We start from the raw sequence: 26,869 nt of genomic DNA on the forward strand, positions 1-26,869 counted from the left end.
ATTCTACATTTAGATTAAATGTGAACGAATTTTTATCAACTTGCTTGTTTATTATCACCACAAAAAAATGTTGATTCTAATTGTTGAAAATGCATATTATTCAACGCGAGATTATGTTGATTTCTTCTAAAGGGAAAATGTTTTTTTGTATATACAGCCAGTTAATATGTGGAACAGCAATAAATGTTAAACTTAAACCCAAAAGCGCAAAAAACGCTCAGTCATTATTTAACTTGTATTTAGCTAAAAGATCTGGTCGCCTTTCAGCGGTGAGTCGGAGACTTTGTTCATGTCTCCATGCTTCTATATTCTTGTGATGACCGGTGAGGAGAACTGGTGGAACAGACTCTCCCTCCCATACCTCGGGACGGGTATACTGGGGATATTCGAGTAGACCGCTGTATATGCTCTCGTCTGTGAAACACACCTCGTCCGATAGCACTCCCTCGCACATACGGGCAACTGTGTCCGCAACTACCATAGCTGGGAGCTCGCCTCCTGTGAGTACATAATCGCCTATGGACAGCTCCTCGTCTACTATTTTGTCAATGACGCGCTGATCAACGCCCTCGTAGTGGCCGCATATAATAAGGATATTGTCCTGCTTGGAAAGCTCTATGGCGCGTTTCTGGTCGAAGATTCTGCCCTTTGGGGACATATATATAGTATGGGGCTTTGTACCAAGTTCCTCGCAGACAGCCTTATAGCAGTTGTATATCGGCTCGCACTGCATTACCATTCCCATGCCACCACCATAGGGAGTATCGTCTACCCTGCGGTGCTTGTCGAGGGTATACTCTCTTATTTGACGGCAGTGAAGACTTATTTTTTCGGCTTTTCGAGCCCTTCCGACAATGCTTTCTCCGAGTACAGCTTCGCACATCTCGGGAAACAGTGTGGCGATCTCAATATGCATAATTTTCTCCTTTATAGTTAGAAACTGCATTCAATTGCAGTTCCTGCATTGCTGTCATATAAGCTGTACGCTTTCGGCGATAGCGATAACCTCGTTCCAGTCAGTTACGCTCATGGAAAGGATATAGCGGTGACGCTTGTCCCTTTCGGGGTAAATATTTATAAAAGCAGTTTGTCCTTCGGGGGTGTCTTGAGTAAGCAGAAAGCCCTGGAAGCCTACGCCGTCAACGGGATAGAACCTGATCTGGTCCATTTTGTCTGGTATCATGTCGTTCTTACAATTCATGATTTTATATACTGTCTTAGAGTTTTTTCTGCTGTGGAGGTCGAAGTCGTCCATAGTCAGCATAGCAGCAAGGCGGACGAATTCGTATTTATTTTCAGGAGGCGTTTTCTGCATTTTCTTGCAGTAAGTGTCGAGATCCTCGTGATCTATGCCCGTCATATCGAGAAAGTCATAATTCTCGCCGAGAGTGTCCACGCATACGGATACAAAAAGGTTATCGTCCTTGTTGCCCCACATTACAGCATCCTTTTCATCAGTGCGGACGGGCTCCATGCCCTTCCATGCAGTTATCCGCACGCCGAGGGAGGAGTAGAGGTCGTAGCCGTCGGACAACTCCGGCAACTCCTTGGGGACATCGTACCATATACTTCCAGTCTCGTCAAATTCGTGCTTTGTCTTGTAGTAGTAGGGAAGTCCGGGGAAGAAGTATGCGCATACTCCGATAGCGGCGATGATGAGAAAAAACAATACGCCAAAGATCTTTTTCATGATAAATGCCTCCTTTTGGGCTGCGTTGAGCCTGTTTTCTTTTGTTCTTTTTATTTTTCTGTTTCTTTTTTATGCATAAGGTGTATGCCGATGTGTCCGATGCCAAGTATTATCGCCGCTGCGATAAGAAAGGCATTGCAGGCATAAACACCCAGCAGGAATGTGGCAAATACGGGCAGTGAAGCCCCTGCCAGTGGAAATCCGCAGTAATCTGAGTACATATCTGCAAGGGTACGACTGCTTCGGAAATACTTTATCCAGTATAGCTCGTAAATAATCATGAGCACAAGTGCAAGTATGATATAGCCAAGTCGCGGTGAAAATGAATAGCGGTCAAGCCGTCGGTCGGTAAGCAAAAGTGCGCTTACAAGAGCCTCGCCTGCACGTTCAAGTGTGAGGAGCACTTTGTTTTCATGTTTTGCGGAATCCTCATAGCCTGCGGGCTGTCTTTTGCTCCATAAAATATTGGGTATGAAGAGCATGAGCAGGAATGCTATGCCCACAACAGATATGCCCCATTCTGGGAGCTGTCCCCAGCCTCGGTAACACTTTGTCGGGAGCAGAGTAAAGCTTATATTATTGCCGTAATGCTCTTTAAGTGCTCCTGCCATTCTGTCCACAGATAAGTCTGTATGATATGTGCCATAGATACCCATTATTTTAGGCTGACCGATATTGTCATACTCGCGGATAAAGTTTGATATCATATAGGGCTCGCGTAAAGCATAGAATTCTGATGAGTTAACACTGTATGCCGTTTTTGCCTGCTCGATGTTTTCGAGAGCTATGCGTTGGTTCTCAGAATGTGTAAGATCGCCTGAGTTCATGTCTGAAATATATTCAAGATATCTTGCACCCGTGGTCTTATACTGGTGACCAATATCGGTGCCATGGAAAATGGTTTCCGGATAATACCGCTTGATAGTGTGGAAAAACTCCTTATAATCAGGCGTATCGCTTGCCGTGCCTTGAATCTCTTCAAGCATCTTGTCAAGTAGCTCATCATTATCGGACTGCATCCAGATATTAAGGAATTCTCCGTCATAGTAGGGAAGCTCCAGAAAAAGGTGGCGTATACCTTTTTTTTCGTAGCAATCCTTCCAGTATTCAATCTCCATATTGTAGTATCGCTTCACACCGTGCTCTTCACCAATCAGTATTATATCGGCGTTTTTGTTCCTGTAGTGAGACGGAAAAAACAGCACAGACCAGACTGCAAGCCCAGCGAATAACACTGCAAGTACAGTGATAGATATGATATTGCTATTCTTCATATCTCAGTCGAAAAGCCCGTCAAGGGGACGAATAGTCATTATGTTTTCGTCGGTATTGGTAGATATCACTACGTCGGCAATGGCAGGAACGAGATATTCCCTATCCTGTCCCTTTATGACGTAGACGTCGTTTGCGCCGGTCTGCATTACGTCGGCGATAGTGCCGTAGACCTCCGCGGTGTCCGCGTCTCGGACCTCCATACCGATAAGGTCCTGTATGAAATAGGTATCCTCATCAAGTTCAAGGTCGTCGCGGTGCATATAGAGCACCTTGTTGCGGAGCTTTTCCGCAGCTTCTGGAGTATCCACGCCTTCTATCTTGGCAATGACCGTATTTTTGAACACACGGGAGCGCTCGATGAACACTTCCTCGTGCCCTTTTCCTATGAATAACCTGTCGAACTCTGCAAGAAGCTCGGGGCTGTCGGTGTAGGGCATTATCTTCACCTCTCCCCGTATGCCGTGGGTGGTGACTATCTTGCCCGCTTCGAGGTATTGTTTTTTCATAGCTTATCCTTTGTTATTCAAGCTCTATAGAGCTGATTATCTGCTTTGCAGTTGTTTCGTCGCCGCATTTTATCGTGACTAAATATGAGTTCAGGTCATCTCCGTCAGGAAAAATTGACAGATTCCATATATCTTCATATCCGTTGCGATGTATTCTGCCGATATATTCTGTGAAGTTGCTGCTTTTGAGCTTCTGCATATCTTCGGCTTCCATTGTTTTTTCCTTTAGATCGGCAAGCTCGAAAAAGATATCCTTATTTTTTCCGCGGATCCTTATACAGTCTGCAGAGGTGATATATTCCCTTATGTAAAACAGAATCTTTGAACTGAAGCCGTACTGTGGCGGTTCTGTCCCTATTGATCTGAAAAAATCTTTGTAATCTTCTTGCTCATATTTATATATGTCCCACGGGTCGTAATCCTGAAATGAAGCAAGGGTTTCATCTTGTTCTTTGTTGTTGGTTTGCAGTACAACGAGCTCCACTTCTCCAGATGCCGATTTCAGACCGTTGCCGTCGAGCTTCAAACTGCAATCGGCTGGTGCTTTAAGTTTAATGCCATCCAGTGTGAATTCTTTAAAATCGGCTCTGACAGATACGAGTTCAAAAGCATTTGGCTTTTCATTGATATGCTTGTATTGGTATTTCACCTTGAAAAAGGAGGGAAGTCCCGGGAAAAATACAAATATTACAAGTGAAGCAGTGAGCAGAAAAACGAGAACAGCTCCGCCGATAATGAGTGCTTTTTTCATTGTATCTCCAGTATTTAGTGTTTGTGTAGGTGGAGATATTATCCCCCCGATAATACTACATTATGACGGACGCACAATGTGCGTTCCTACAAGTTAATGACTTATTGAGCTGACTAATTTTTCATTTCAAAGCTTTCGCCAAGAATGTCTTTGTTTGCGTCGAGTATAGGCTTTATGCACTCGGTAAGAAATTCGTCTACCTGCTGTGAGCTTCTGCCTGTATAGTTCTCTGGTTTGAGAACTGCGTCAAGCTCCTCTTTTGTTACCATGAACATAGGATCAGCTTCGATGAGCTCGCAGAGATTGTTGTCAAGACCCTTGACCTTTACATTAGCGCCTGCCTCCATTGAGTAATCCATGATACGGTCGTGGAGCTCCTGACGGTTACCGCCCTTCTTTACAGCGTCCATCATGATGTTCTCACTTGCCATGAATGGAAGCTCTGCCATAACGCGGCGACGTATCATCTCGGGATATACTACAATACCATTAGTAACGTTGAGCATTATATTGAGTATAGCGTCAATGCCGAGGAATGCTTCTGCTACGCTGATACGCTTGTTTGCAGAGTCGTCGAGAGTCCTCTCGAACCACTGTGTGCCTGCTGTGAATGCAGGGTTGAGACTGTCTATCATCACGTAACGTGCGAGAGAAGTTATTCTCTCACAACGCATAGGATTGCGCTTGTAAGCCATTGCGGACGAGCCTATCTGCTTCTTTTCACGTGGCTCCTCCATTTCCTTGAAGGACTGGAGTATACGCATATCGTTGGAGAATTTGCTTGCGGACTGTGCTATATCGCTGAGGAGCTCTAGCACCTTTGAGTCCACCTTACGTGAGTAGGTCTGACCTGATACAGGAACTACCGCGTCGAAGCCCATTTCCTCTGCAATCATCTGTTCCAACTTCTTTATCTTGTTGGTATCACCCTCGAAAAGCTCCATAAATGAAGCCTGAGTACCTGTTGTACCCTTAGAGCCGAGAAGTTTAAGTGTGGACATACGGTATTCGAGGTCCTGAAAGTCCATGAGGAGCTCGTTGAGCCAGAGAGTAGCCCTCTTGCCAACTGTGGTGAGCTGAGCGGGCTGCAAATGGGTATAAGCAAGGCAGGGGAGGTTCTTGTACTCGTCTGCGAACTTTGCAAGGTTGTTCATTACGTGTAGAAGCTTCCTGCGCACTACCTTAAGAGCGTCGCGCATTATGATAACGTCGGTGTTGTCGCCTACGTAGCAGGAGGTTGCGCCGAGGTGTATGATGCCTGCCGCATCGGGACAAGCCTGTCCGTAAGTGAATACATGAGCCATAACGTCATGGCGTGTTATTTTTTCGCGCTCAGCTGCCATTTCGTAGTCAACGTCGTTTATATGCTCCTCGAGCTGCTTCACCTGTGCCTCAGTAACTGGCAGTCCCAGTTTCATTTCGGCTCTTGCTAGAGCCACCCAGAGTTTTCTCCATGTAGTGAATTTTTTATCCGCAGAGAAAATATACTGCATTTCCTCGCTTGCATAACGTGTGCAGAAGGGGCTTTCATAGCTGTTGATATTACTGCTCATGTTGATCTTACTCCTTTAGAATAAAAATTGATGTGCGCTTTAAGCGCAAAGAATATCACCTTAATTATATCATTATAAATCTTTCGTGTCAATAAAAAAGGCGGCTGAGAGCCGCCTTAGTTTTGATGAAATTATGCCTGATTTCTGTATAATTTACACATCATCCATATAGTTATTTTTGTAATTGTCAACATGTTCGTCCAGCTTTTCGTTTTTTAATGTAAGCTCTGTCATTTGATCTGTGGCTGCCTGCTTAAGCTTGTCGAAATGTTGCTTATAGGGATCCTGTATCGTAATTTGTTTGCTGTTCATATCCTGTTCAAAGAATCTTTCGTTGAAATGTGGATAGTTGTCCTCCTTTTCGAGCTTATGGAAGGTATAGTTGGTCTTCATGTTTACCGCTGCTATTAAGAGTATTATCACAAGAAGGAACAGATGTATCCTTGATGTATAGCCGATAGAGTCAAATTTGAAGTATTTCAGATATTCTCCGTTGGCATATTTTTTGAAGACGTAGAGTATGATCTGGTTTAATATGGCTATGGCGCCAGTAAATACGACGAAGAGGTCGCGCCTTCTGTATGCCGCCTGCCATGCGCAATATATACCTACCGAATAGACTATAAAACTTTCAAACGTCAGGAATATGGTATCATCCGCAAAAACGCTACCGAGCATTAGAAAGAATGAAAGCAGCGGAAAGAATGTCAGTGCAAAAAGATATGCTATGATAAGTTTTGTGTAGGTTTTGTTACATTTATTGAGCAGAGTGCGGTTGTGGGCATACTCCCTTGCCTTTGCCTCCTGATCACGATAAACATCAAATCTATCCATAATAAAACTCCTACAAGAAGTTAATATCAGTATTTTGAATCCAGCATTTTTGCCATGAAGCAGTATACTATAGAGAATACAAGGCTGAAAATAGCTGTGCTCTTGTCGCTTGTGATTGCGAAAGATATGATGTTCAGAAGCATAAGGACCGCCGCGAGTTTGTAGCACAAATCATAATTTCTTTTAAGTCCCTGAACAGCCATATAAATAACAAGAAGAGTCGGTATGAGCAACATAAGCGCCGTGAAAAAAGCTACACCGCCAAGGGCAGCGTCGGCTCCTCTTTTGCCTGCTGCTGCAGTGCCTGCGGCAGAGATACCTGTGAATGTGATCACAGCAATTATGCCGTAATACACCACAAGAAGTATGTTGATAATTTTGAATGCCTTTGCCATTTAGATTTTCCTCCTATATCATAAATATATATCAGACCGCCGTCTGCATGTGAAGCGGCAGGTATGACCCATTATATTCTGTCGTCTGTGTGGACGATGACAGTATTTTCCAGCAGCCTGAACCCCATATCGGCTGCCGCGTCGGGAACGCCTCCTGGAAGTCTGATACCACTGTAAACAGCCGGAACTGCTGCAGATGGCGTCTCCCTGCGTTCCTTTTTTATGATAATGCTCCACATTATCAGATTTATTATAATGAACACCGCGGCAGCTGCCACGATGACAAGTATCTCTCCTGTAGTCATAGTTCCTCTCCTTTGAGCGGATAGCTGCGTTTGAAAGTTTGTCAGAATTCGGGACGGAACAGAGCGGCTGTGATATTATCGTTTTCCTCTCTTGCTTTGACTGTGTCTATGAGCTCCCTGAGCTTTTTCTGCATATCTGCCTTTGTGACGGTGCGTTCTGGAGAAAGCTCTTCAAACAGCTCTTTTTCGGTAAGTACATGGCGGAAGCCGTCAGAGCATATCATATAGTTCGCGCCGCTTTCAAGGTCTCCCAGTTTTACCTCCGGGAATATATCTGCGGTGACGCCAACGCACTGCACTAGGGCGTTCCTGCGGGGATCTGTCTTAGCTTCCTCGGGAGTCATTCTGCCGTTTTTTACCTCGCGGTTCACGAAGGTATGATCGTCGGTGAGTTGGCTGAGCTTGTCAGATATCTTGTAAATACGGGTATCGCCTACGTGGAATGTCATGAACTTCGAGTCCACGGCTATTATTCCCGTAGCTGTAGTGCCGAGTTGTATATCCTCGTGCATACCGTAGTCAACCATAATGGCGTTGAGCCGTCTGAGGCGACTTATGACATTACGGGCTGCGGTCTCCCAGTTCCAGTCGGGAAGCTCAAAGGGAAACTCGCTGTCAAACCACTCTGCAAAGCTGCGTATGACTTCTGCGCTGGCGAGTTCACCACGGGAGAGACCACCCATTCCGTCACATACAAGTATAAGAGCGGCTTTACCGCTGCCTGTTTCGGCTGTCTTGACGCATACGCTGTCTTGATTTATGTATTTTGATATGCCTGCGTCTGTATCGCAGGCTGCGATGTATTTCATACTGACCTCTACCTGTCTGTGAAATCGAATTCTTCGTTTGAAAGCTTGAGCACATCGCCGCTCTTTAGCTTTATTTCCCTTTCGGGGATGAGGGGAGTGCCATTTATGTATGTTTTATTGGTGGAGTTGTTGTCTTCTATGAAGCATGAGCCGCTACGTGTATAGATAGTGGCGTGAAGGCGGCTTACTGTGCGGTTTTCGGTGACACAGAAGTCAACGCGGCTGCGTTCCTTGCCTATCCTGAAGACCGGCTTATCGATATTTACCGTAACTCCGGTTGAGCGTCGTGTAAGAGTTGGATATCTCTGTTCTGTATGAGGTATCTCTTTTTTCACAAGATCTGGGAGCCCCTGCTTTCTTTCCTCCCTGAGGGAAGGAATAACCTTGGGCTCAGACTTCTGAGTTGCTGGTGTCAAAGGTCTTTCAGCTCTATGTGCTGAAAATTCGTGAGTATCTCCGCTGTGCTGCACAGGGGGCAGCACTTTCGGCTTGCGCACCTGCTGAGCGGATTGGGAAGCAGGTCTGCTGAACTCGCTCCTGTCCGGTAATGCAAAGAGCTCGGGAGCCTCGTTGTGTATATAGTTTTTGGCCTCGTATATACTGAAACCGGGCTTGCTTATGATAAAATTCATGAAGCTGTCAACGCGGTCGTAGTCGTAACGGTCGCGGTAGCTTGCATAGGTGGATATCTTACGCAGGCAGTTGACGATTCCGTCGTTGGTTGACTCGTTATACCAGAGTGGAAGATAAAAAAGGTGAATCTCTTTTGTCTGCCGGTCTATGATGATATAATTCGGATCAAGCACGATATTCTGCATATTGAAGCCGCATTTCTCTGCAATTTCAAGTATATTGAGAAGATTTGACACTATCTGGAAATACTGTGTCTTGTCTATGCCGCTTTTCAGCACGTCTATAAGGGGGACTCCGTGAGCGCCAGTGAATACCAGCTTATCGGCGGACTGCATCGAGGGAACGAGCCAGCCCTTTATGCGATTGTCGATAAAATAACGGTATTCGGGTTCGTTGAGCATTTCGCTGCCGATGAGTCTGCATACTATATATACCTCTCCATTTTTCTCCGAAAATTTAAGCTTAGCCACGTTACCACTCCTTTCAGCTGATTCTGCAATATATTATACAATATAATCAATACAAAGTCAAGATGATAGTAGCAAGGTGTTAAAGGTGTAATCGGAAAGTGTGCATAACAAAAAACCGCCCCGAAGGGCGGTTTGAAAGTTTACTTTGAGCTCTTTTTCTTTGCATCGGATTTGTTCTTCCACCATGACCATGTTACAGGTGCAACGAAGAGTGAGGAGAACGTACCTGAGATAAGACCCATCATAAGCGGTACAGAGAAGCTGAGCAGCGACTTGTAGCCTGTTGCCAGAACAACAATAGTGATGACGAGCATAGTACCGATAGTTGTGATAGATGTTCTGATAGATCTTGTAAGTGACTGTGTGCAGCTTACGTTGATAAGCTCGTTAAGTGAAGCCTTCGGCATGAGGTTGCGGTTTTCTCTGATTCTATCGTAGATAACGATAGTGTTGTTGATAGAGTAACCGAGTATAGTGAGTATAACGGCAACGATGTTGGAGTCAATGCTGAAGCCGCATACTATAGTAGTTGTGAAGGCTACGAATATATCGAGGCAGAGTGCAAATATCGAGCATACGCCGGCTGACCAGCCGCCGATATTTCTGAATCTTATTGCGATATATATGATAACGATGAATGCTGCAAAGAGTACTGCGATGAAGCACTTGAGCAGGAATTCACGTCCCGATGAGGGATTAACATCATTTGAATCGTAGATAACGAGATCGTTTGAAGCAAACTTCTCTCTGAGAGCTGATGTGAGCTCTGTCTGTCTGTCGGCTGTAAGTCCTTGATCTGAGGTAAAGGAGATTGTTACCTGTTTTCCGCCTGAGTCAAGGCTCTCACCTGTTCTTACCGTAACTGTCGAGCCTACGATATCTTTTACAGCATCTGCGACCTCATTGGTGTTGATGTCGCCTTGATAGGTGTAGGTTATAAGGGTACCGCCCTTGAACTCGATAGCGAGGTGGATACCCCTGATTATTGCAGCGCCGATGAATACTAAAAGTACCGCTATGACAACGCCGAGGATAAGTTTTTTCTTGGAACAGAAGTTATAAACCTTTGCGGGAGTGCTTACGCTTTCCTTCTGAGTATTTTTCTTGCTCATTTCACGTCACCTCCGTAAAGCTTTCTGTTTTTGAAGCACTTGAACTTGGAGAGTGATGTTACCATAAGTCTTGAAGCAAATACTCCGAAGATAAAGTTGCAGATAACGCCTGCGAGCAGGGTAAATCCGAAGGAGTAAACAACGCCCTCAGCAGTAGCGCCGAATGCGAAGAATATCGTCTTGTTAAGTATCTTCGAGAAGAAGCTGTCGGGAACGCCGAAAGCTCCCATGAGGATAACGGCGATGATAACGTTTGTGATGTTGCCATCGAGGATAGCCGAGAAAGCCTTCTTGTAGGCGATCTTTATAGCGGCGTCAAGGGACTTGCCCGTTCTAAGTTCCTCCTTGATACGCTCGCCGGTAATGATATTTGCGTCAACGCCCATGCCGACTGCAAGTATGATACCTGCGATACCGGGAATAGTGAGAGTTGAGCCTTTCATGAATCCGAACCAACCTGTAACAGCTGCAAGAGAACCTGCTACCTGGCCGCAGAGTGCGATAACGGCAACAACGCCGGGAAGTCTGTAAAGGATTATCATATATACTGCTATGCAGCAGAAAGCGATGAGAGCTGCAAGAAGTATAGCGTCGAGTGAACCCTCACCCATTGTAGGAGATATGGTCCTGAAGCTCTTGGTCTCCATTTTGAAAGGGAGAGCACCGGAATTGATCTGGTTTGCGAGCTTTGCTGCGGTTTCTGCGGTAAAGTTACCTGTGATCTGAGCTGAGCCGTCGGTAATAGTGCTCTTTACGGTAGGAGCTGAGATCATAGTATTGTCCATCCATATGGAAATAGGTGTATCCGAGCCTGATAGCTCTGCTGTAGCGGCAGCGAATTTTTCAGAGCCTGATTGCTCGCCGTTTTCGCTGGTCTTCTTGAGCTTAAGGCTTACAACGTACTCAGCACTTTTTCCGTCGTCTGTCGGAAGATAGCCCATCTGAGCGGATTCGATATCATCGCCGTTAATGACGAGCTCGCCTGAAGGTACGGTATTTCCGTCTTCGTCAGTAGTGGTATCTGTGCCCTTACGGAATGTCAGTTCAGCCATTTCGCCGAGCTCCTTAACAGCAGCCTCTGGGTCGAAGTTTGTTTCGCCGACCTTCCAAGGGAAACGAACGATGATTCTGTCGCTCTTAATATCGCTGTACACCTCGTTATCTGTGATACCGAGTGAAGAAAGTCTGGTCTTGATGACTTCTGTTGCGGAATCGAGCTGTGCCTGATCCGCGTCATAGTCGCCGGCAGGACCGAAGGTAACGTCAACGCCGCCCTTGATATCTATACCAAGACGGATATCGTCAACACCCTTGACATAGGTAGTTCTGTTATCGCCGAAGAGCTTGTCAATGCCCAGTATCGACGAAACAGCAAACAAAGCGATAAAAGCAACGACAATGAAGAAAGTTTTTTTGCCTGTCTTTTTCACAGTCATGCCTCCTAAATATGGGGCTTTTTCCGCCTTACCGAAGCTCTTCGGAAAAGGCATGAGCCCTTATTTCCTGTCTCTTTGACAATTACATTAATTGTACTATATTTTTGCAAAAAAGTCAAGTATCTGGACTGAAAAAATCCCCATTTCAAAAATATGCACAATTAAGAACAGAAAATTTCGGAATTATGAACAAATTAGCCGTTGAAATGAAGAGCGGCGGAATAATATCAGCCCGTGCCGTCTTTAGTCAGTTTTCTGACAAAAATCGGCTTGTTTTTATCACGATACCCATACGAGCTTTTTGTGGTCAAGGAGCACATTTTTTCTATATGATACCGGCATCCATATCTTGCATTTCTGCACTTCTCCGCGCACTCTACTATACTTCCGGGCGGTTCGCCGAAGTCTTTCCCGTTTATCTCTTCTTTGCAGATCATGTTATAATGCTCTAAACATTTTTTATAAATGCGTCGTACATAGCGTTTCCATAGTCATTACCCGCCTTTCCTTTAGCCGTTAGTTGTCTTCAGAAAGAAACAAATTGGGCTGCCAATGGTAGCTACAATACTACTTCCTACTTACTACTCATAAAAAATGCACCCCGGGTACGGAGTGCATCTGATCTTACTTGAAATGTTTCTGTGACAGCTTAAGTCGGTTCATGGCACGGTTGAGGGCAGCCTGAGTCTCATAGTACTCCTTGATGCTCTGCTTCTGCCTGAGTCTCTCCTCGGCACGTTCCTTAGCTTCCTGAGCGCGTTTGATGTCTATCTCCTCAGGTAGCTCGCAGGTGTCTGCGAGGATTATTGACGAATCCGGCATTACCTGTATGAAGCCCTCGGATATAGCAGCGTACTTCCACACGCCGTCAACAAGGTATTTCAGCTCTCCCGTGGGGAGGGAGGTAACAAGTGGCTCATGTCCTGCCATTATACCAAGAAGACCGTCGATAGCCGTTATAACGAGGTGCTCGACCTCTCCGCTGAAGAAAATGCGGTCTGTTGCGATTATTTCAAGGTGAAAGGTCTTTGCCATAACGGGTGCCTCCCTTAACTTTCGTCCATTTGACGGGCTTTCATAATAACGTCGTCGATAGTGCCTGCCATGAGAAAGGCAGCCTCCGGGTATTTGTCCATATCTCCTTCGATAATAGCCTTAAAGCCCTCAATAGTGTCTTTAAGAGGTACGTACTTGCCTTTGAGACCCGTGAAGTTTTCGGCAACGTTGAAGGGCTGAGAAAGGAACTTCTGTATCTTTCTTGCGCGGTATACCGTCAGCTTGTCGTTTTCGCCAAGCTCCTCCATACCGAGTATGGCAATGATGTCCTGGAGCTCCTTGTATTTCTGGAGTATCTCCTGAGTCTGTCTTGCGACTGTATAATGTTCCTCGCCGACTATTTCAGGTTCGAGGATACGGGAATTCGATTCAAGAGGATCTACAGCAGGGTATATACCCTGTTCAACTATCTTACGGGAAAGTACTGTAGTAGCGTCAAGGTGTGCAAATGTTACCGCAGGAGCTGGGTCTGTCAGGTCGTCTGCAGGGACGTAGACAGCCTGTACTGAAGTTATGGAGCCGTTTTTCGTAGAGGTGATACGCTCCTGTAATTCGCCGACCTCGTTTGCCAGCGTAGGCTGATATCCAACGGCTGAGGGCATACGTCCGAGAAGTGCTGATACTTCAGAGCCTGCCTGTACGTAACGGAAGATATTATCGATAAAGAGAAGTACGTCCTTGTGCTCACAGTCGCGGAAGTACTCAGCCATGGTAAGACCTGTCTGAGCCACGCGCATACGCGATCCGGGAGGCTCGTTCATCTGACCAAAAACAAGAGCGGTCTTTGAGATAACTCCCGATTCCTGCATTTCGTTCCAAAGGTCGTTGCCCTCACGTGAACGCTCTCCCACGCCTGTGAATATAGAGTAGCCGCCGTGCTCAGTGGCAATATTGCGTATGAGCTCCTGTATAAGGACGGTCTTTCCGACGCCTGCACCTCCGAAAAGGCCTATCTTACCGCCTTTTGCGTAGGGGGCTATAAGGTCTATAACCTTAATACCAGTTTCGAGTACCTCAACGACAGGGCTCTGATCCTGAAAAGTAGGAGCCTTGCGGTGTATCTCCCATTTTTCCTCTGTCTCAATGTCGCCCTTCTTGTCGATAGGCTCACCTAGGACGTTGAACATACGTCCTAGGGTCTGCTCGCCCACAGGTACTTTTATACAGGAGCCCGTGGGAGTGACCTCCATATTCTTGCTGAGTCCTTCACTGGACGCCAGCATGATACAACGGACAATATGATTGCCCATATGTTGAGCGACTTCCATAACGCGTTTTTGGCCGTCCACTTCAACGGTAAGAGCGTCCCTTATCATAGGGAGCTTTCCCGAGCCAAACTCAACGTCTATAACAGGTCCGATGACCTGAGTTATTCTGCCTTTTTCCATTGCTTTCTCCTTTTGTTTAAGAGAACTTGTAGGTGAGCACTTTGTGCGCCCGAGCCTGTAGCTATTAGCCTTTATTTATCAGCTTGTAGGGGCGGTGCTTCGACGCCCGTAGTTTTGTGTTGTTTGTGAATGCCCTCTGGCTCCCCTATGTATTATTCGCTGATAGAAGCCGCACCGCCGCAGACCTCAGTTATTTCCTGAGTGATAGCCGCCTGTCTTGCACGGTTATAGAGCAACGACAGATCCTTTATCATATCCTTTGCACTTGTTGTAGCAGCGTCCATAGCGGTCATGCGCGACTGCTGCTCGCAACAGAAGGCTTCCACCATAGCACCGTAGATTATGCCCTTGGCGTACTGAGGTATGAGGTAATTCATTACTTCCTCTGGAGAAGGCATGAAGGAAGCTTTAGGTAGCTTCTTCATAGTACCATCGGCAGCCTTGCCGAAGTGCTTTCTCTCAAAGGGGAGAAGCCGGAGCGTTCTCGGTTCCTGAAGGCTTGAATTGACCATATCGGTATATATAAGGTATACCTCGTCCAGCTCCATTTTCTCAAACTTATCGAGTACTAGTTCGGCTATCTCACGGGCTCTGTATAGAGTAGGATTCTGGGTGGTATAGAGGAATTCTCCGTCCACGTAAGCCTTCTTGTCGCTGCCAATACGGCGTTGAAAGTGCATTCTTCCAACTTGTCCCATGACGAAAAGGTAGCAGTTGTCGATATCTGCCGCTTCCGCAAGCTTCTGCTCGGTGTATCTGAGTATATTATGGTTATAGCTTCCGCACAGTCCCTTGTCGGCGGTAATGACGATATATCCTTTTTTTCGCTTGTCCTCAGGGATATCTTGACGCCTGTCGAAGTAGAGCTGACGGGTATGTGGGGTATGCTCCAGAACACTTTCGATTGTTGACTGGAGCTTGTAGAAGTAGGGCTCTGTAGCCTCCAGTGAACTCCTTGCCTTTTTCAGTTTTGAGGAGGACATGAGGTACATAGCATTAGTTATTTTGAGTATCTGCTGGATACTTCCGATCCTTTCGCGGATCTCTCTCATATTGGGCATATCTTTACCGCCTTATTCTTCAAAAGCTGTGAGTATTCTTTCGATACGCTCTGCAAGGTCGTCGTTGAGAACTTTATTCTCCTCTATCTCGGTGATGATGTCCTGACCATAGCTTCTAATGTAGTTCATAAGGTCTGTGCGGTATTCTCTCAGCTCTTCAAGGGGTATGCCTTTGAAGAAGTCATGTTGCGCCGCATAGAGGATTATGACTTGCTCGTAGTGAGGGAGTGGATTGTAAAGAGGTTGCTTGAGCAGTTCTGTAAGCATACGTCCGTGATTGAGAAGCTCAGTTGTAGACTGATCGAGCTCCGAGGAGAACTGTGTGAATATCTCCATTTCTTTGAACTGAGCAAGGTCTATACGGAGATTTCCAGAAGCCTTCTTCATAGCCTTTGTCTGAGCTGCTCCACCTACACGGGATACGGAAAGTCCGTAGTTCACGGCAGGACGGAGACCGGAGTTGAAAAGCTCGCTTTCCAGGAATATCTGACCGTCTGTTATAGATATTACATTGGTCGGGATATAAGCGGAGATGTCACCTGCAAGAGTTTCTATTATCGGCAAAGCTGTCAACGAACCGCCGCCGTGCTCGTCGTCAAGACGGCTGGAGCGTTCAAGAAGTCTCGAATGAAGATAGAAAACGTCACCGGGATATGCTTCACGTCCCGGAGGACGATGGAGCAGAAGTGACATGGCTCTGTAAGCTACGGCGTGCTTGGAGAGATCGTCGTAAATTATGAGTACGTCCTTGCCCTTTGACATGAAATATTCTGCTATAGCAGTTCCCGAATAAGGAGCTATATACTGGAACGGCGCAGGGTCACTGGCAGATGCGCAAACAACTACGGAGTAATCCATAGCACCGTACTTTTTAAGGGTATTTACTATCTGTGCAACGGTGGAGGACTTCTGACCTATGGCAACATAAATACAGATAACGTCCTGTTCCTTCTGGTTTATGATAGTATCAACGGCAATGGAGGTCTTTCCAGTCTGACGGTCGCCGATTATGAGCTCACGCTGACCTCTGCCAATAGGGAACATCGAGTCTATGGCAAGTATGCCTGTCTGTAGCGGTACGCTTACAGGTTTACGCTCGATAACACCTGGAGCCTCGCGCTCTATGGGGAAATAGTCCTCTGACTTTATCTGCCCGAGGCCGTCAATAGGCGCACCGAGAGCATCAACTACTCGTCCGAGAAGCTCGTCGCTCACGCCGATACCAGCTCTCTTACCCGTTCTGATAACGGAGGAGCCCTCCGTAAGTCCGTGGTCGTCGCCGAGGAGAACTACTCCTACTGTCTTTTCCTCGAGGTTCTGAACTATACCGCGTATACCTGTCTCAAACTCAACAAGCTCGCCATACATTACTGAATTCATTCCGCGTACCCTTGCGATGCCGTCGCCGAGACGAGTGACGAAGCCAGTCTGTGTAGCTCCTGATTTTACGTCAAAGTCGCGCACCTCGGTCTTGAGCACAGAGATTATATCGCTGTTTTTGCTTTTTGATATTGAGCCGACATATTCCGTAGCTTTATTCTGGAGTGTGTCCTTCATAAGTCTTAGGCTTGTACGGTAGCTCTTGTCGTATTCAAGGTCGCCGGCGTTGAGTATGAAACCGCCTATGATATCGGGATCGTGCTTATACTCTATATCAACATCTTCTTTGACAAATCTGTCCATGATAAACTGTCTCAAGTCAGCCTGCTGTGACTCCGTAAGGGGAGTAACATAGCGTACCACAGCCTTTATACTGCCCTGCTTGTCAAGAAGTATACTGTCGTATTCGTCAAGTATCTCGCCTATTCGCTCAATAGCTCCACCGCGTACAGCGTTCATCATGAACTTCTGCATTGATTCGGGGAAGAGCTTACTTATAACGGCTCTTTTCTCGTCGTGGGTCACGAGGGGATTTGAAAGTGTATCCGCAAGGTCGGGACAGGTCTCGAGTACCTTCCTTGTGTCGGAGCAGTCGGTCTGGGAAACTTCAAGATGGACGAGCTCTTTCAGTAATTCTCTGTCTGCGTCGTTCATTTCTTACCCTCCTCCTCGGAAAGGAACTTGTCCACGAGACGGCGGTTCTTTTCGTCGTCTACGTTTTCACCGATGATCTTTGAAGCCGCTTCTATGGCGAGGTCTGCAATCTCAGACTGAGCCTGACGCAGAACGCGCTTTCTCTCGTTTTCGATTGTCTTGTCAGCGTCTGCGACTATCTTTTCAGCTTCCTCCTGAGATTTCCTTATTATGGCAGTTCTCTCGTTTTCGGCGTCCTCATGGGCTTTCATTATGATCTGGTTAGCCTTTGCCTTGGCGTCACTGATTGAGTTCTCATACTGCTGACGGAGCTCTTCCGCTTCTTCCTTTGCCTTTTCGGCGGAATCCAGGTTATCCTGTATAGTACGGGTGCGGTCGTCCCTGATCTTGTTTAAAGGTTTGAAAAGGAATATCCTCAGGAGCACAAACAGTATCAGGACGTTTGCAACAGCCTCGAAGATGCTCCAGAATTCAAATTTAAGCATTTTATGCCCTCCTTAGGTCTGATTGCTTATTATGCTTTGCCTATGATCATTATCGCAATAACAAAACCATAGATAGCGGTAGCCTCTGCGAGAGCACAGCCAAGCAGGAGAGCTGTTCTGATGTCGCCCTTTGCTTCGGGCTGACGGGCGATAGATTCTGTAGCCTTAGCAGTAGCGATACCTATGCCGATACCAGCGCCTGCGCCTGTAAGAACGGCGATAGCAGCGCCAAGTGCGATGAGTCCCATAATAATATCCTCCCTTGTATGTATTATGCTTTACCTATTATCATGATAGCAATAACGAAACCGTAGATAGCAGTAGCCTCTGCTAGGGCACAACCAAGCAGGAGAGCTGTTCTGATATCTCCTTTAGCCTCAGGCTGACGAGCGATAGATTCCGTAGCCTTAGCAGTAGCAATACCTATGCCGATACCAGCGCCCGCGCCTGTAAGAACGGCGATAGCAGCGCCAAGTGCGATGAGTCCCATAATTTATACCTCCATGAAGTTGAGTTTATTCTTCTTCCATGGCTTCAGCCATATAAAGAGAAGTAAGGAATACGAATACATAAGCCTGTAGAAGTCCGTCGAAAATGTCAAAGTAAGCGCTTGCTATAACAGGCACGCCTATTGCTGCAATCCCCTTTTTTACAAGCTCCATAACGACGAAGGCTCCGAGTACGTTACCGAAAAGTCGCATACAAAGCGACAGCGGTCTTGTCACAAGGTCAAGCAAGTTTATAGGGTTAAGGAAGCTTTTCAGCCATTTAAGTGGACCTTTTTCTATTATAAATGACAGTTGAACAAAGATTATAGCCATGCCAGCTAAAGCTGCTGTGACGTTTACATCCTTTGTGGGCGGAACAAAACCGAATAAGCCTATGATATTGGCAAATGCTATGTAAATTATCAGTGTTTCAAGAAAAGGCAAGTACTTTTTTCCCTTATGACCGAGGATGCCAAGAAAGAAATTATCCAGCCAGTCCATTATCCCTTCCAGTATGCACTGAGAGCCAGTAGGCACTTTTTTCATCTTGCGCGTGAGTATTATGGACAGCAGAACTAATGCTCCCATTATTATCCATGTGACAACACATGATTCGGCAATAGGTATCCCTCCGAAAATCGGTATGGTAAAAGCCGTTTTTGCTTCCAGCTCTTCCATGAGATTGTCCATTATAACACCTTCTTTCCTGCGTGACTGCGCCAAATAATAATAAAACGGAGACTGCAATTACACAAATCTCCGTTGATTGAGTCTTGATAAGGTACAGATATATGTCCGTCGGACTTTTTCAAGCTGAGGGGAATATCCTGTCCACTTATATATAATATAACAAAATTGATATGTTGTCAAGACTTTGAGAAAAATTTCACATTAAAAATGTTATTATTTTCCGTCACTGTCGGCGAGCTTAAGAGCACGGTCTATACGTTCTATAGCTCCGGAATTGAGCTTTTCCGCAAGCCGGACGCGGTCTATCTCCTTTTTGAAAGAGTTCAGCTCGTCAGCTATGCGGCGCAGCACCTCGGCGGTCTTTACCTGCTGATCCTCCAAAGCGCAGACGCGCTTTATGAGAGCGTTTATATTTGTGGCGAGTAGCTCGTTGGCGTTGTTCTGATTATCTCCAAATTCCGTCAGCTTTTCGCCTGCCTTAAGGGTACTTATCTTTTCATGTCCGGTAAAGGTAAGCATTTTATCTTTTGTCAGCTTCATATCAGACATTTTGTTCACTCCTTTTGTTCAGTTGAGAGTCGATGTGTCGCCTTGCGGCGTTAATATCACAATTTGCTAGCTTTGGCAGCTTTTCATGTGCCAAGTGACAATCCGTAAGCCATAAGCTTTTCACGCCAGAAGTTCAGCGTATCCTCTACGGTCTGCTCCATGCTTATCTCTGCACGCCAGCCGGTATCGTCGAGTATCAGTGAAACATCGGGCTCTATTATAGGTATATCCGAAGCTCTCATGCGGTTGGGATCCTGTTTTACTTCTATTGGCAGCTTTGCGAAGGAAAGGGCAGTATCCAGTATGTACTGTATCGTCACAGACTTGCCTCTGCCTACGTTGTACACGGCTCCACTCCTGCCCTTTTCACCGAGGAGACGGTAAGCTTTTACAACGTCCCTGACGTCAGTGAAATCGCGCATAGCCGTGAGATTTCCCACGCTTATAACGGGCTCACGAATACCCTTTTCTATTTCTGCTATCTGTTTGCAGAAATCAGAGATAACGAAGATATCGCTCTGACGCGGTCCAGAATGGTTGAAAGCCCTAACCATTACGATGTCCATTTTGTAGGCATGGGCATATATTTCGCCAATCATGCCCTGACAAGCCTTTGTGGCGGCGTAGATATTGCCGGGATTGAGGGGCTCCGACTCCTTAAGCGGACAGGCTCCCTCGCGGATATAGCCGTATTCCTCGCCGGATCCTATGAGAAGTGTCCTTATATCCTTTTTTTTGGCTTCACGGAGCGCTTCCAGCACATTTATAGTACCGATTATATTTATCTCCGCAGTGAGCTGCGGCTTTTTCCATGATACTGACACCGAGCTTTGTGCAGCAAGATGATACACCACATCGGGAGCGTTTTCGTCAAGTATCTGTGATATATCGTCTTTGTTCATTATATCGAGCACGTGGGTGCCGCATTTTTCGGTTATTGTCTCATTCGGCAGACAGGTAGCGTGGACCTCCCAGCCTGCGAAGGCGAGTTCGCGGATAAGATAAGCTCCTACGAAGCCTGCCGCGCCGATTATCAATGCTTTCAAGTGTCTGCCCTCCATTATCAAGAAGTTGTACTATTTCAGGAGCTCATAGAGCCTGTTGAGTATGGTCTTTTCGTTGAATTCGTTCTGTACTCTCTCAGCGGCTGCTTTACCGTACCTTTCCCGGAGATCCTTATCGGCTGCAAGGGTATTTATCGCCTCTGCAAGAGCCTTAGATGAGGATGGCGTCACTGTTATGCCCGTCACTCCATCGAGACTGACGTATGGAACGCCGGATCTCAGCGCTGTATTTATGACTGGTTTACCGTATATCATAGCTTCGAGTTGCACGATGCCAAAGGCTTCACTCGGCGCTACAGACGGCAGCACGAAGATATCACAGTCTGCGTAAGCCTGTTTAAGCTCCTCGTCGGGGAGAAAGCCGAGAAAGTGTACTCTGTCTTCCATGCTATGAGCGGAAACAAAGCTCCTGAGCTTGTCGCCTAGCTCTCCTGTGCCTGCGATGAAGAGCTCGCAGCCGAGTACCTTTTCAAAGGCTCGGAGAAGGACGTCCACGCCCTTGTAGTAGACGAGCCTTCCTGTGAAGAATACCTTCACGCAGCTTTTGTCGTTCGCTCTTTCGGTGAGAACAGGTCTTCGCGGTACGGAGATATAATTCCCGGGAGTTATCCCATATGGAAGTATCTTGCATTTCTCCTTGAATTCAGGGAGATAGAGGGAGTGCTTAACGTGGCCCTCCGTCGCGGCGAGTATGATATCAGCTCTTTTGAGCAGATAGCGCATGAATGGCTTATAAAAAAGCATGAGCTTTTTCTGCTTTACGATGTCGCTGTGCCATGATACCACGACTTTTCCCTTGTAACCAGACAGCAGTAGAGCAACGTCTGCAAGAGGAAAGGGTACGTGTATGTGTACCACGTCGGCTTTTTTTGCCATTCGTTTGAAATTGCGGATAAATGACAAGGATACAGGACATGAGAAATAGGTCCCGAAGCTTCCCGATCTTATAAGGTCTACTCCACACATTTTCTCATGGATAGTCTTTCCTCTTCCGTCGCGGCATACGAGAGCCTTTACTTTAACGCCCTCAAGCTTTCCGAGCTCCTCGGAATACTGGCGTATAAGGGTCTCTATACCGCCTATATGCGGAAAGTAGGCCTTGTTTACTTCAAGTATGTTAAGCTGTTTTTTCATTTTGCAAGCTCCCTGTATACTTCCATGAGTATTTCAGCGGAGCGCTTCCATGTGAAGCCCTGAGCGCGCTGAAGTCCCTTTCTGCCAAGCTCTTGGCGCAGCTCTTCGTCGCGGTATAGTCTGTACATACCGTCGGCAATGCTTTTGGGGGCGTATGCATCGCATATCACCGCGCAGTCACCTGTGACTTCAGGGAGAGAAGCTTCTCCGGAAGCGAGCACCGGTACTCCGCAAGCCATAGCCTCAAGGGGAGGCATACCGAAGCCCTCGTAAAGTGAGGGAAAGACAAATGCCAACGCACCGCACATAAGTGGGTTCATGTCCTCTGAGGGGACGTATTTCGTGAATATTACTCTGTCCGTTAGACCGAGCTTTTCGACCCTGCCATATATGCCCTGATCCAGCCAGCCCTTGCCGCCTGCAAGAACGAGCTTGGGAGCGTTGATTCCTGCCTTTTTCACAAAGGCTGAGTATGCGGTTATAAGGCGTTCAAGATTTTTTCGTGGCTCAATAGTGCCAACATATAGGAAGTAATCACCCTCGATTCCCAGCGACTTCTTTACCGCAGGTATGCGTTCCGGAGCCTCACAGGGATGAAAGCGCTCAAGGTCAACTCCGCATGGAACGACCCTTATCTTATTTTCGTAACGGGGGAAGTACTTTATTATCTCCGATTTTGAGAATTCTGAGTCAGTAACTATAAGGTCGGCACGCTTCATGGAGCGTTTCAAACCTATATCCAGCATATATTTTGTTCTGCCGCGGACGGTTCCCGGAAAGGACTTGTATACCATATCGTGAACGGTCACGACCTTTTTTCCGTGTACGAATGGCGGAATAATGTAGTTGAAAAAGTGGGTGATATCAGACTTCCTGCCAAAAAAGAATGAATACGGCACAGGAAGGAAGGTACTGACGGCGCGGTAAGCAAAACCTGAGAACTTTGAGGTGTTAAGCTTTATGCCCTTCCCTGCAAACTTTTTTACGCGCTTTACACGCTCCTCATCACCGCTTGTGAAGAAGCTGTATTCGTATTTGTTTGTGGGATAGAGCTCTGCGAGAGCCTGAGTCTGCCCGAGCTCACACCAGCCTATTCCCGTCATTTTATCGCTGCATATAGGTACAGCGTCGAAAGTTATCCTCAAATCAACTTCTCCACCTTTGATGTGTTTTTATTGTATTTTTTTCTCGATCATATTAACAAGATCGGAGATATAAGTATCGGTGTCCTCGACCGAAAAGCCGAAAGTACCAAAAAAGCCTCCCTTTTCGGTGTGGAGTGTAGTCTGTTTTATCCTATCAAGCTCTGAGAGCGCCTTTTCACGCGGCATACCCTCTGTAACAGCAAGCAAGAGCCCGTTCAGCGCGTCTAATTTAGCGATGACGCTGGCCTTGGAATAGCCGCCCTTTACAGTCCTGAGTACCTCGAATCCCATGATGAGCCCTCCTTAAAAAAGCTTTTATATCAGCCTATAGCTTCCTTTATTTTTATTTCCTTGTCAACCAATGCAAGGTCGTTCTTTACCATGCGTTCAACCAGCTGTGAGAAGCTTATCTCACGTTTCCAGCCAAGGGCCTTTTCAGCCTTTGACGGGTCACCGAGGAGTATATCAACCTCTGCCGGACGGAAGAACTTCTTGTTTACTTTAACGACAGTCTTTCCGTTTGCCTTGTTTATTCCGGTCTCGTCAACGCCTTCACCCTTCCACTCGATGTCTATACCGACGTGTCTGAATGCAGTCTCAACGAATTCGCGGACAGTTCTTGTCTCGTTTGTAGCGATAACATAGTCATCAGGCTTATCCTGCTGAAGCATGAGCCACATTGCGCGGACATAGTCCTTGGAGTGACCCCAGTCGCGCTTAGAGTCCATATTTCCAAGCTCAACACAGTCCTGAATGCCCAACTTTATACGCGCTACGGCGTCTGTTATCTTGCGTGTGACGAACTCTATGCCCCTGCGCTCGGACTCATGGTTGAAGAGTATTCCTGAGCAGGCGAAAAGTCCATAGCTCTCGCGGTAATTCTTGGTTATCCAGTGGCCGTAGAGCTTTGCGACACCGTAGGGACTTCTGGGATAGAATGGAGTTGTCTCTTTCTGGGGAATCTCCTGAACAAGTCCAAACATTTCCGATGTGGAAGCCTGATAGAAGCGAGCTTCAGGCTTTACTGTGCGGATAGCCTCCAGCATATTTGTAACGCCTACGGCGTCGATGTCTGCAGTGCCGAGGGGAGTGTCCCAACTCGTAGCCACAAAGGACTGTGCAGCGAGGTTGTACACCTCGTCAGCCTGTGATATTCTCATGGCGGATATAAGAGAAACAGGATCGGTCATATCAGCGTATATGAGAGTTACTCTATCCTTTAGATGAGCGATGTTGCCGTAGTCGGCAGTAGCCTTTCTTCTCCATATACCGTAAACGTTGTAGCCTTTTTCCAGCAGAAGTTCTGCAAGGTAAGAGCCGTCCTGACCTGTGATGCCTGTGATAAGTGCGTTCTTCATTATTGTTGCTCCTCCGTAATATTCATACTGCCGCTCACACGAGCTCGTTCCTGTTCTGTTCCCTGAGCTGTGCTATGACTTTTTTAACGTCCTGCGTGTTGTTCTTTGAGCATACGAGCAGAACGTCGTCGGTATCGACGATTATTATATCTCTTGTGCCGACGGCGGCGATAAGTCTTTTTCCACCGCATACAGTAGTGCGCTTGGCATCGACTGTGATAATGTCGCCATCGATGAAGTTATTGTCGTCGTCGGTCTCATTTATGCGCTCGACAGCCAGCCAGCTTCCTACGTCGTCCCAGCCGAAGCTACCGGGGATAGTGTATATATGACTGGCTTTTTCCATGATGCCGAAGTCTATAGATTCACTTCTGAAGGCTGTGAACTCCTTAACGAGAGTATCCTCAAAGCCGTCAGTGCCAAAAGCCTTTCCTATACGCATTGCGCCCTCGTATATATCTGGCATGAACTCCTTGATATTGTACATGACAGAGGATATCTTCCACACGAACATACCGCTGTTCCATAGATAGCGTCCGGACGCAAGATACTCCTTTGCGGTGGGGAGATCGGGCTTCTCTACGAAGCGCTCTACAGCGTATACATCACCCTTTTCCTCGCCAAAGTTGATATAGCCATAGCCTGTTTCGGGGTACTCGGGAGTGATTCCGATAGTTACAAGACGTTTGCCTTTTTCAGCTGCCTTTACAGCCTTTTTTAGAGTGTTGATATATATGTCCTCATAGCCGATGAGATGATCCGAGGGGAGCACGAGCATTATCGCGTCATCGTACTTCCTGCTGATGACTGCAGCCGCAAAGGCTATGCAGGGAGCAGTGTTCCGTGCACAGGGCTCCAGAAGGACATTTTCCTTCGGCACTGCTGGGAGCTGATTGAAAACGAGCTCTTTGTAGGCTGCGTTGGTAACGATGTAGATATCCTCCGCTTCGACTATGGGGAGAAGACGTTTTACCGTTTTTTGTATCATGGTCTCGCCATCTTTTGTGAGGGATAGGAACTGCTTTGGGCTGGCGTTGCGGCTTTTCGGCCAGAAACGTTCGCCTCTGCCTCCTGCCATGATAACTGCTGTGATCTTCATTTGGTATTTTCCTTTCTTTCGCTTCTCTTCGGCATTAGGAGAGCTTCTGTGGTTTCCGCGTTGTTTTTTGGCGGGAAGAACATTGTCTTTAATGTCATGAGTATTATCTGAAGATCAAGACGTATAGAGTAATTCTCAATGTACATCAGATCCATTTTCAGCTTATCGTAGGGTGTGGTATCGTAAGCGCCTGTCACCTGAGCATAGCCGGTGAGGCCAGCCTTTACTTTTAGCCGGAAGCTGAATTCCGGCATTTCTTCCTCGTATTCCTGCGTGAGCTCTGGTCTCTCCGGACGTGGACCCACTACTGACATATCGCCCTTAAGGATATTGAAGAGCTGAGGGAACTCATCAACACGGAATTTTCTGAGTATTTTTCCTACAGGAGTTATGCGGTCGTCCTCCTCTGTAGCGAGCTGTGGCTTGCCGTCCTTTTCCGCGTCTACTATCATGCTGCGGAACTTGTATACGTAGAACTCCCTGCCGTTGAGGGTAAGTCTTTTCTGCTTGTACAGTATTGGTCCGCGGTCGTAGAGCTTGACTGCAAGAGCTGAAATGAGCATAAATGGAGCAGCCGGTATCAAAGCGATGATTGAGAATATTATATCGAAGGTGCGCTTTACAAGCTGTTGCTCAAAGTCAAGACCGTAGTTGCGGCAGAGCATAAGGGGAGTATCGAAGAGGCGTATGTCGTCGGCGCCTCTTATTATAATATCCGATATTTTCGGGGCTAAATACGCACGCTTGGAGTGGGCGAAGCAGAATTTGAGGTAGTCATTGCGCTGCTCATCAGGGATATCACAGACGATAGCGCCCTCGTATTTCATTATTAGTTCCTTGACCTTTTCCTCAGGCTCGTTGGTACTGATAGATTCGCATATCATGTACTTGTCCACGCGCTGACTCATTTTCAAAACCAGTGAAGCTGCACGGTGGCTGCCATAGATTATCACCAACTTTCTCGGTGGATATATCATAAAATAGAGCTTCCCTGCGAGTAGTGTCCATAGCGCTATGATTCCCATATCCACGCAGGACATATAGACTATTGGCATGACCTCCATGAAATGACGGCCGATAAGGCTTATCAGAAAGTAGCTGACAATATTCACGCATAGCATTGATATCATCTGTGCATAGAACATATCCGTTTTTTTCAGATAGCCCAGCTTGAAGCCTCCATAGGCTCTGAAGAAGAGCCATACTATCAGGCAGTATATTGCGATGAGCACCCAGTTGCCTCGTCTGTAGTAGGGGAGCACGATCACCGCGCTGTATTTCCTATACCAAACGAAGGCAAAAAGTCCCGTTATCATAGCGAGAAGAAGTATTCCCGAGATAAAGGTGACAAATCTTTTGTACAAATCTTTATTTTTATTCATAATCCTTATCCGCTCCTGCGCGGATCCAGTCTCCTTCTGATTCGTATATGTTTTTTGATCAGCCGCATCAAGCGGCACAAAGTAATTATAACAAATCGTCAGAGCTATGTCAATATTAGTTGCCATATTCGGCAAAAAATGAAAACCAAAAATTGCGGCGTCAGTTT

30 protein-coding genes are annotated in these 26,869 nt (G+C 46.6%); all 30 read right to left on the reverse strand.

Annotation, left to right across the window (positions count from 1 at the left end):
* Window positions 1-217 precede the first annotated feature (217 nt).
* On the reverse strand, window positions 218-916 hold the full coding sequence (gene trmD, locus J6U00_RS04560; protein WP_296579504.1) for a tRNA (guanosine(37)-N1)-methyltransferase TrmD: 699 nt from the start codon (window positions 914-916) through the stop codon (window positions 218-220).
* Window positions 917-970: 54 nt separating this feature from the next.
* Window positions 971-1,690 carry a hypothetical protein gene (locus J6U00_RS04565; protein ID WP_296579505.1) on the reverse strand — a complete coding sequence of 240 codons (720 nt, stop codon included), beginning with the start codon at window positions 1,688-1,690 and terminating at the stop codon, window positions 971-973.
* 50 nt (window positions 1,691-1,740) lie between these two features.
* Window positions 1,741-2,964 carry a hypothetical protein gene (locus J6U00_RS04570; RefSeq protein ID WP_296579507.1) on the reverse strand — a complete coding sequence of 408 codons (1,224 nt, stop codon included), beginning with the start codon at window positions 2,962-2,964 and terminating at the stop codon, window positions 1,741-1,743.
* Between the two features lie 3 nt (window positions 2,965-2,967).
* The gene (gene rimM, locus J6U00_RS04575; RefSeq protein WP_296579510.1) at window positions 2,968-3,471 is read right to left on the reverse strand and encodes a ribosome maturation factor RimM; all 504 of its coding nucleotides are present in this window, start codon (window positions 3,469-3,471) and stop codon (window positions 2,968-2,970) included.
* A gap of 13 nt (window positions 3,472-3,484) precedes the next feature.
* Complete coding sequence (locus J6U00_RS04580; RefSeq protein ID WP_296579512.1) at window positions 3,485-4,222, reverse strand: hypothetical protein; 738 nt, start codon at window positions 4,220-4,222, stop codon at window positions 3,485-3,487.
* Between the two features lie 113 nt (window positions 4,223-4,335).
* The gene (purB, locus tag J6U00_RS04585; RefSeq protein ID WP_296579515.1) at window positions 4,336-5,775 is read right to left on the reverse strand and encodes an adenylosuccinate lyase; all 1,440 of its coding nucleotides are present in this window, start codon (window positions 5,773-5,775) and stop codon (window positions 4,336-4,338) included.
* 153 nt (window positions 5,776-5,928) lie between these two features.
* Window positions 5,929-6,609, reverse strand: a complete 681-nt coding sequence (locus J6U00_RS04590; RefSeq protein WP_296579517.1) for a hypothetical protein — start codon at window positions 6,607-6,609, stop codon at window positions 5,929-5,931.
* Between the two features lie 26 nt (window positions 6,610-6,635).
* The gene (locus J6U00_RS04595; RefSeq protein ID WP_296579520.1) at window positions 6,636-7,004 is read right to left on the reverse strand and encodes a hypothetical protein; all 369 of its coding nucleotides are present in this window, start codon (window positions 7,002-7,004) and stop codon (window positions 6,636-6,638) included.
* Window positions 7,005-7,075: 71 nt separating this feature from the next.
* On the reverse strand, window positions 7,076-7,309 hold the full coding sequence (locus tag J6U00_RS04600; RefSeq protein WP_296579522.1) for a hypothetical protein: 234 nt from the start codon (window positions 7,307-7,309) through the stop codon (window positions 7,076-7,078).
* A gap of 41 nt (window positions 7,310-7,350) precedes the next feature.
* The gene (locus J6U00_RS04605; RefSeq protein ID WP_296579524.1) at window positions 7,351-8,118 is read right to left on the reverse strand and encodes a PP2C family serine/threonine-protein phosphatase; all 768 of its coding nucleotides are present in this window, start codon (window positions 8,116-8,118) and stop codon (window positions 7,351-7,353) included.
* A gap of 8 nt (window positions 8,119-8,126) precedes the next feature.
* Entirely contained in the window at window positions 8,127-9,221 is a 1,095-nt protein-coding gene (locus J6U00_RS04610; protein WP_296579525.1) for an FHA domain-containing protein, read from the reverse strand.
* Window positions 9,222-9,361: 140 nt separating this feature from the next.
* Complete coding sequence (gene secF / locus J6U00_RS04615; RefSeq protein ID WP_296579528.1) at window positions 9,362-10,333, reverse strand: protein translocase subunit SecF; 972 nt, start codon at window positions 10,331-10,333, stop codon at window positions 9,362-9,364.
* Window positions 10,330-11,763, reverse strand: a complete 1,434-nt coding sequence (locus tag J6U00_RS04620; protein WP_296579531.1) for a SecD/SecF family protein translocase subunit — start codon at window positions 11,761-11,763, stop codon at window positions 10,330-10,332. The genes secF and J6U00_RS04620 overlap by 4 nt, the downstream gene beginning before the upstream one ends.
* Window positions 11,764-11,996: 233 nt before the next feature.
* Window positions 11,997-12,206, reverse strand: a complete 210-nt coding sequence (locus J6U00_RS04625) for a hypothetical protein (RefSeq protein WP_296579533.1) — start codon at window positions 12,204-12,206, stop codon at window positions 11,997-11,999.
* Between the two features lie 187 nt (window positions 12,207-12,393).
* Window positions 12,394-12,804, reverse strand: coding sequence for a F0F1 ATP synthase subunit epsilon (locus J6U00_RS04630; RefSeq protein WP_295075901.1), 411 nt, complete (start codon window positions 12,802-12,804; stop codon window positions 12,394-12,396).
* A gap of 14 nt (window positions 12,805-12,818) precedes the next feature.
* Window positions 12,819-14,213, reverse strand: coding sequence for a F0F1 ATP synthase subunit beta (gene atpD / locus J6U00_RS04635; RefSeq protein WP_296579536.1), 1,395 nt, complete (start codon window positions 14,211-14,213; stop codon window positions 12,819-12,821).
* A gap of 152 nt (window positions 14,214-14,365) precedes the next feature.
* Complete coding sequence (gene atpG, locus J6U00_RS04640) at window positions 14,366-15,274, reverse strand: ATP synthase F1 subunit gamma (protein ID WP_296579539.1); 909 nt, start codon at window positions 15,272-15,274, stop codon at window positions 14,366-14,368.
* A 12-nt stretch (window positions 15,275-15,286) separates the two neighbouring features.
* Entirely contained in the window at window positions 15,287-17,308 is a 2,022-nt protein-coding gene (gene atpA, locus J6U00_RS04645; RefSeq protein WP_296579542.1) for a F0F1 ATP synthase subunit alpha, read from the reverse strand.
* On the reverse strand, window positions 17,305-17,793 hold the full coding sequence (gene atpF / locus J6U00_RS04650) for a F0F1 ATP synthase subunit B (RefSeq protein ID WP_296579544.1): 489 nt from the start codon (window positions 17,791-17,793) through the stop codon (window positions 17,305-17,307). The genes atpA and atpF overlap by 4 nt, the downstream gene beginning before the upstream one ends.
* A 29-nt stretch (window positions 17,794-17,822) precedes the next feature.
* Window positions 17,823-18,044, reverse strand: coding sequence for an ATP synthase F0 subunit C (atpE, locus tag J6U00_RS04655; RefSeq protein WP_294751457.1), 222 nt, complete (start codon window positions 18,042-18,044; stop codon window positions 17,823-17,825).
* 20 nt (window positions 18,045-18,064) lie between these two features.
* Window positions 18,065-18,286, reverse strand: coding sequence for an ATP synthase F0 subunit C (atpE, locus tag J6U00_RS04660; RefSeq protein WP_294751457.1), 222 nt, complete (start codon window positions 18,284-18,286; stop codon window positions 18,065-18,067).
* A gap of 22 nt (window positions 18,287-18,308) precedes the next feature.
* Window positions 18,309-18,971, reverse strand: a complete 663-nt coding sequence (locus tag J6U00_RS04665; RefSeq protein ID WP_296579547.1) for a F0F1 ATP synthase subunit A — start codon at window positions 18,969-18,971, stop codon at window positions 18,309-18,311.
* A 213-nt stretch (window positions 18,972-19,184) separates the two neighbouring features.
* Window positions 19,185-19,520 carry a hypothetical protein gene (locus J6U00_RS04670; protein WP_296579549.1) on the reverse strand — a complete coding sequence of 112 codons (336 nt, stop codon included), beginning with the start codon at window positions 19,518-19,520 and terminating at the stop codon, window positions 19,185-19,187.
* Window positions 19,521-19,603: 83 nt separating this feature from the next.
* A complete protein-coding gene (locus tag J6U00_RS04675) occupies window positions 19,604-20,566 on the reverse strand; it encodes a GDP-mannose 4,6-dehydratase (protein WP_296579551.1) in 963 nt (320 codons plus the stop codon).
* A gap of 30 nt (window positions 20,567-20,596) precedes the next feature.
* Entirely contained in the window at window positions 20,597-21,718 is a 1,122-nt protein-coding gene (locus J6U00_RS04680; RefSeq protein WP_296579553.1) for a glycosyltransferase, read from the reverse strand.
* Window positions 21,715-22,863, reverse strand: a complete 1,149-nt coding sequence (locus tag J6U00_RS04685) for a glycosyltransferase family 1 protein (protein ID WP_296579556.1) — start codon at window positions 22,861-22,863, stop codon at window positions 21,715-21,717. The genes J6U00_RS04680 and J6U00_RS04685 overlap by 4 nt, the downstream gene beginning before the upstream one ends.
* A gap of 27 nt (window positions 22,864-22,890) precedes the next feature.
* The gene (locus J6U00_RS04690) at window positions 22,891-23,154 is read right to left on the reverse strand and encodes a hypothetical protein (RefSeq protein ID WP_296579559.1); all 264 of its coding nucleotides are present in this window, start codon (window positions 23,152-23,154) and stop codon (window positions 22,891-22,893) included.
* A gap of 29 nt (window positions 23,155-23,183) precedes the next feature.
* Complete coding sequence (gene gmd / locus J6U00_RS04695) at window positions 23,184-24,221, reverse strand: GDP-mannose 4,6-dehydratase (protein ID WP_296579561.1); 1,038 nt, start codon at window positions 24,219-24,221, stop codon at window positions 23,184-23,186.
* A 34-nt stretch (window positions 24,222-24,255) separates the two neighbouring features.
* On the reverse strand, window positions 24,256-25,320 hold the full coding sequence (locus tag J6U00_RS04700; RefSeq protein ID WP_296579562.1) for a mannose-1-phosphate guanylyltransferase: 1,065 nt from the start codon (window positions 25,318-25,320) through the stop codon (window positions 24,256-24,258).
* Window positions 25,317-26,702, reverse strand: coding sequence for a sugar transferase (locus J6U00_RS04705; protein WP_296579565.1), 1,386 nt, complete (start codon window positions 26,700-26,702; stop codon window positions 25,317-25,319). Before J6U00_RS04705 ends, J6U00_RS04700 begins: the two co-directional genes overlap by 4 nt.
* Between the last annotated feature and the right edge of the window lie 167 nt (window positions 26,703-26,869).

Source organism: Ruminococcus sp. (genome assembly GCF_017650195.1).
GTDB lineage: Bacteria > Bacillota > Clostridia > Oscillospirales > Ruminococcaceae > Ruminococcus.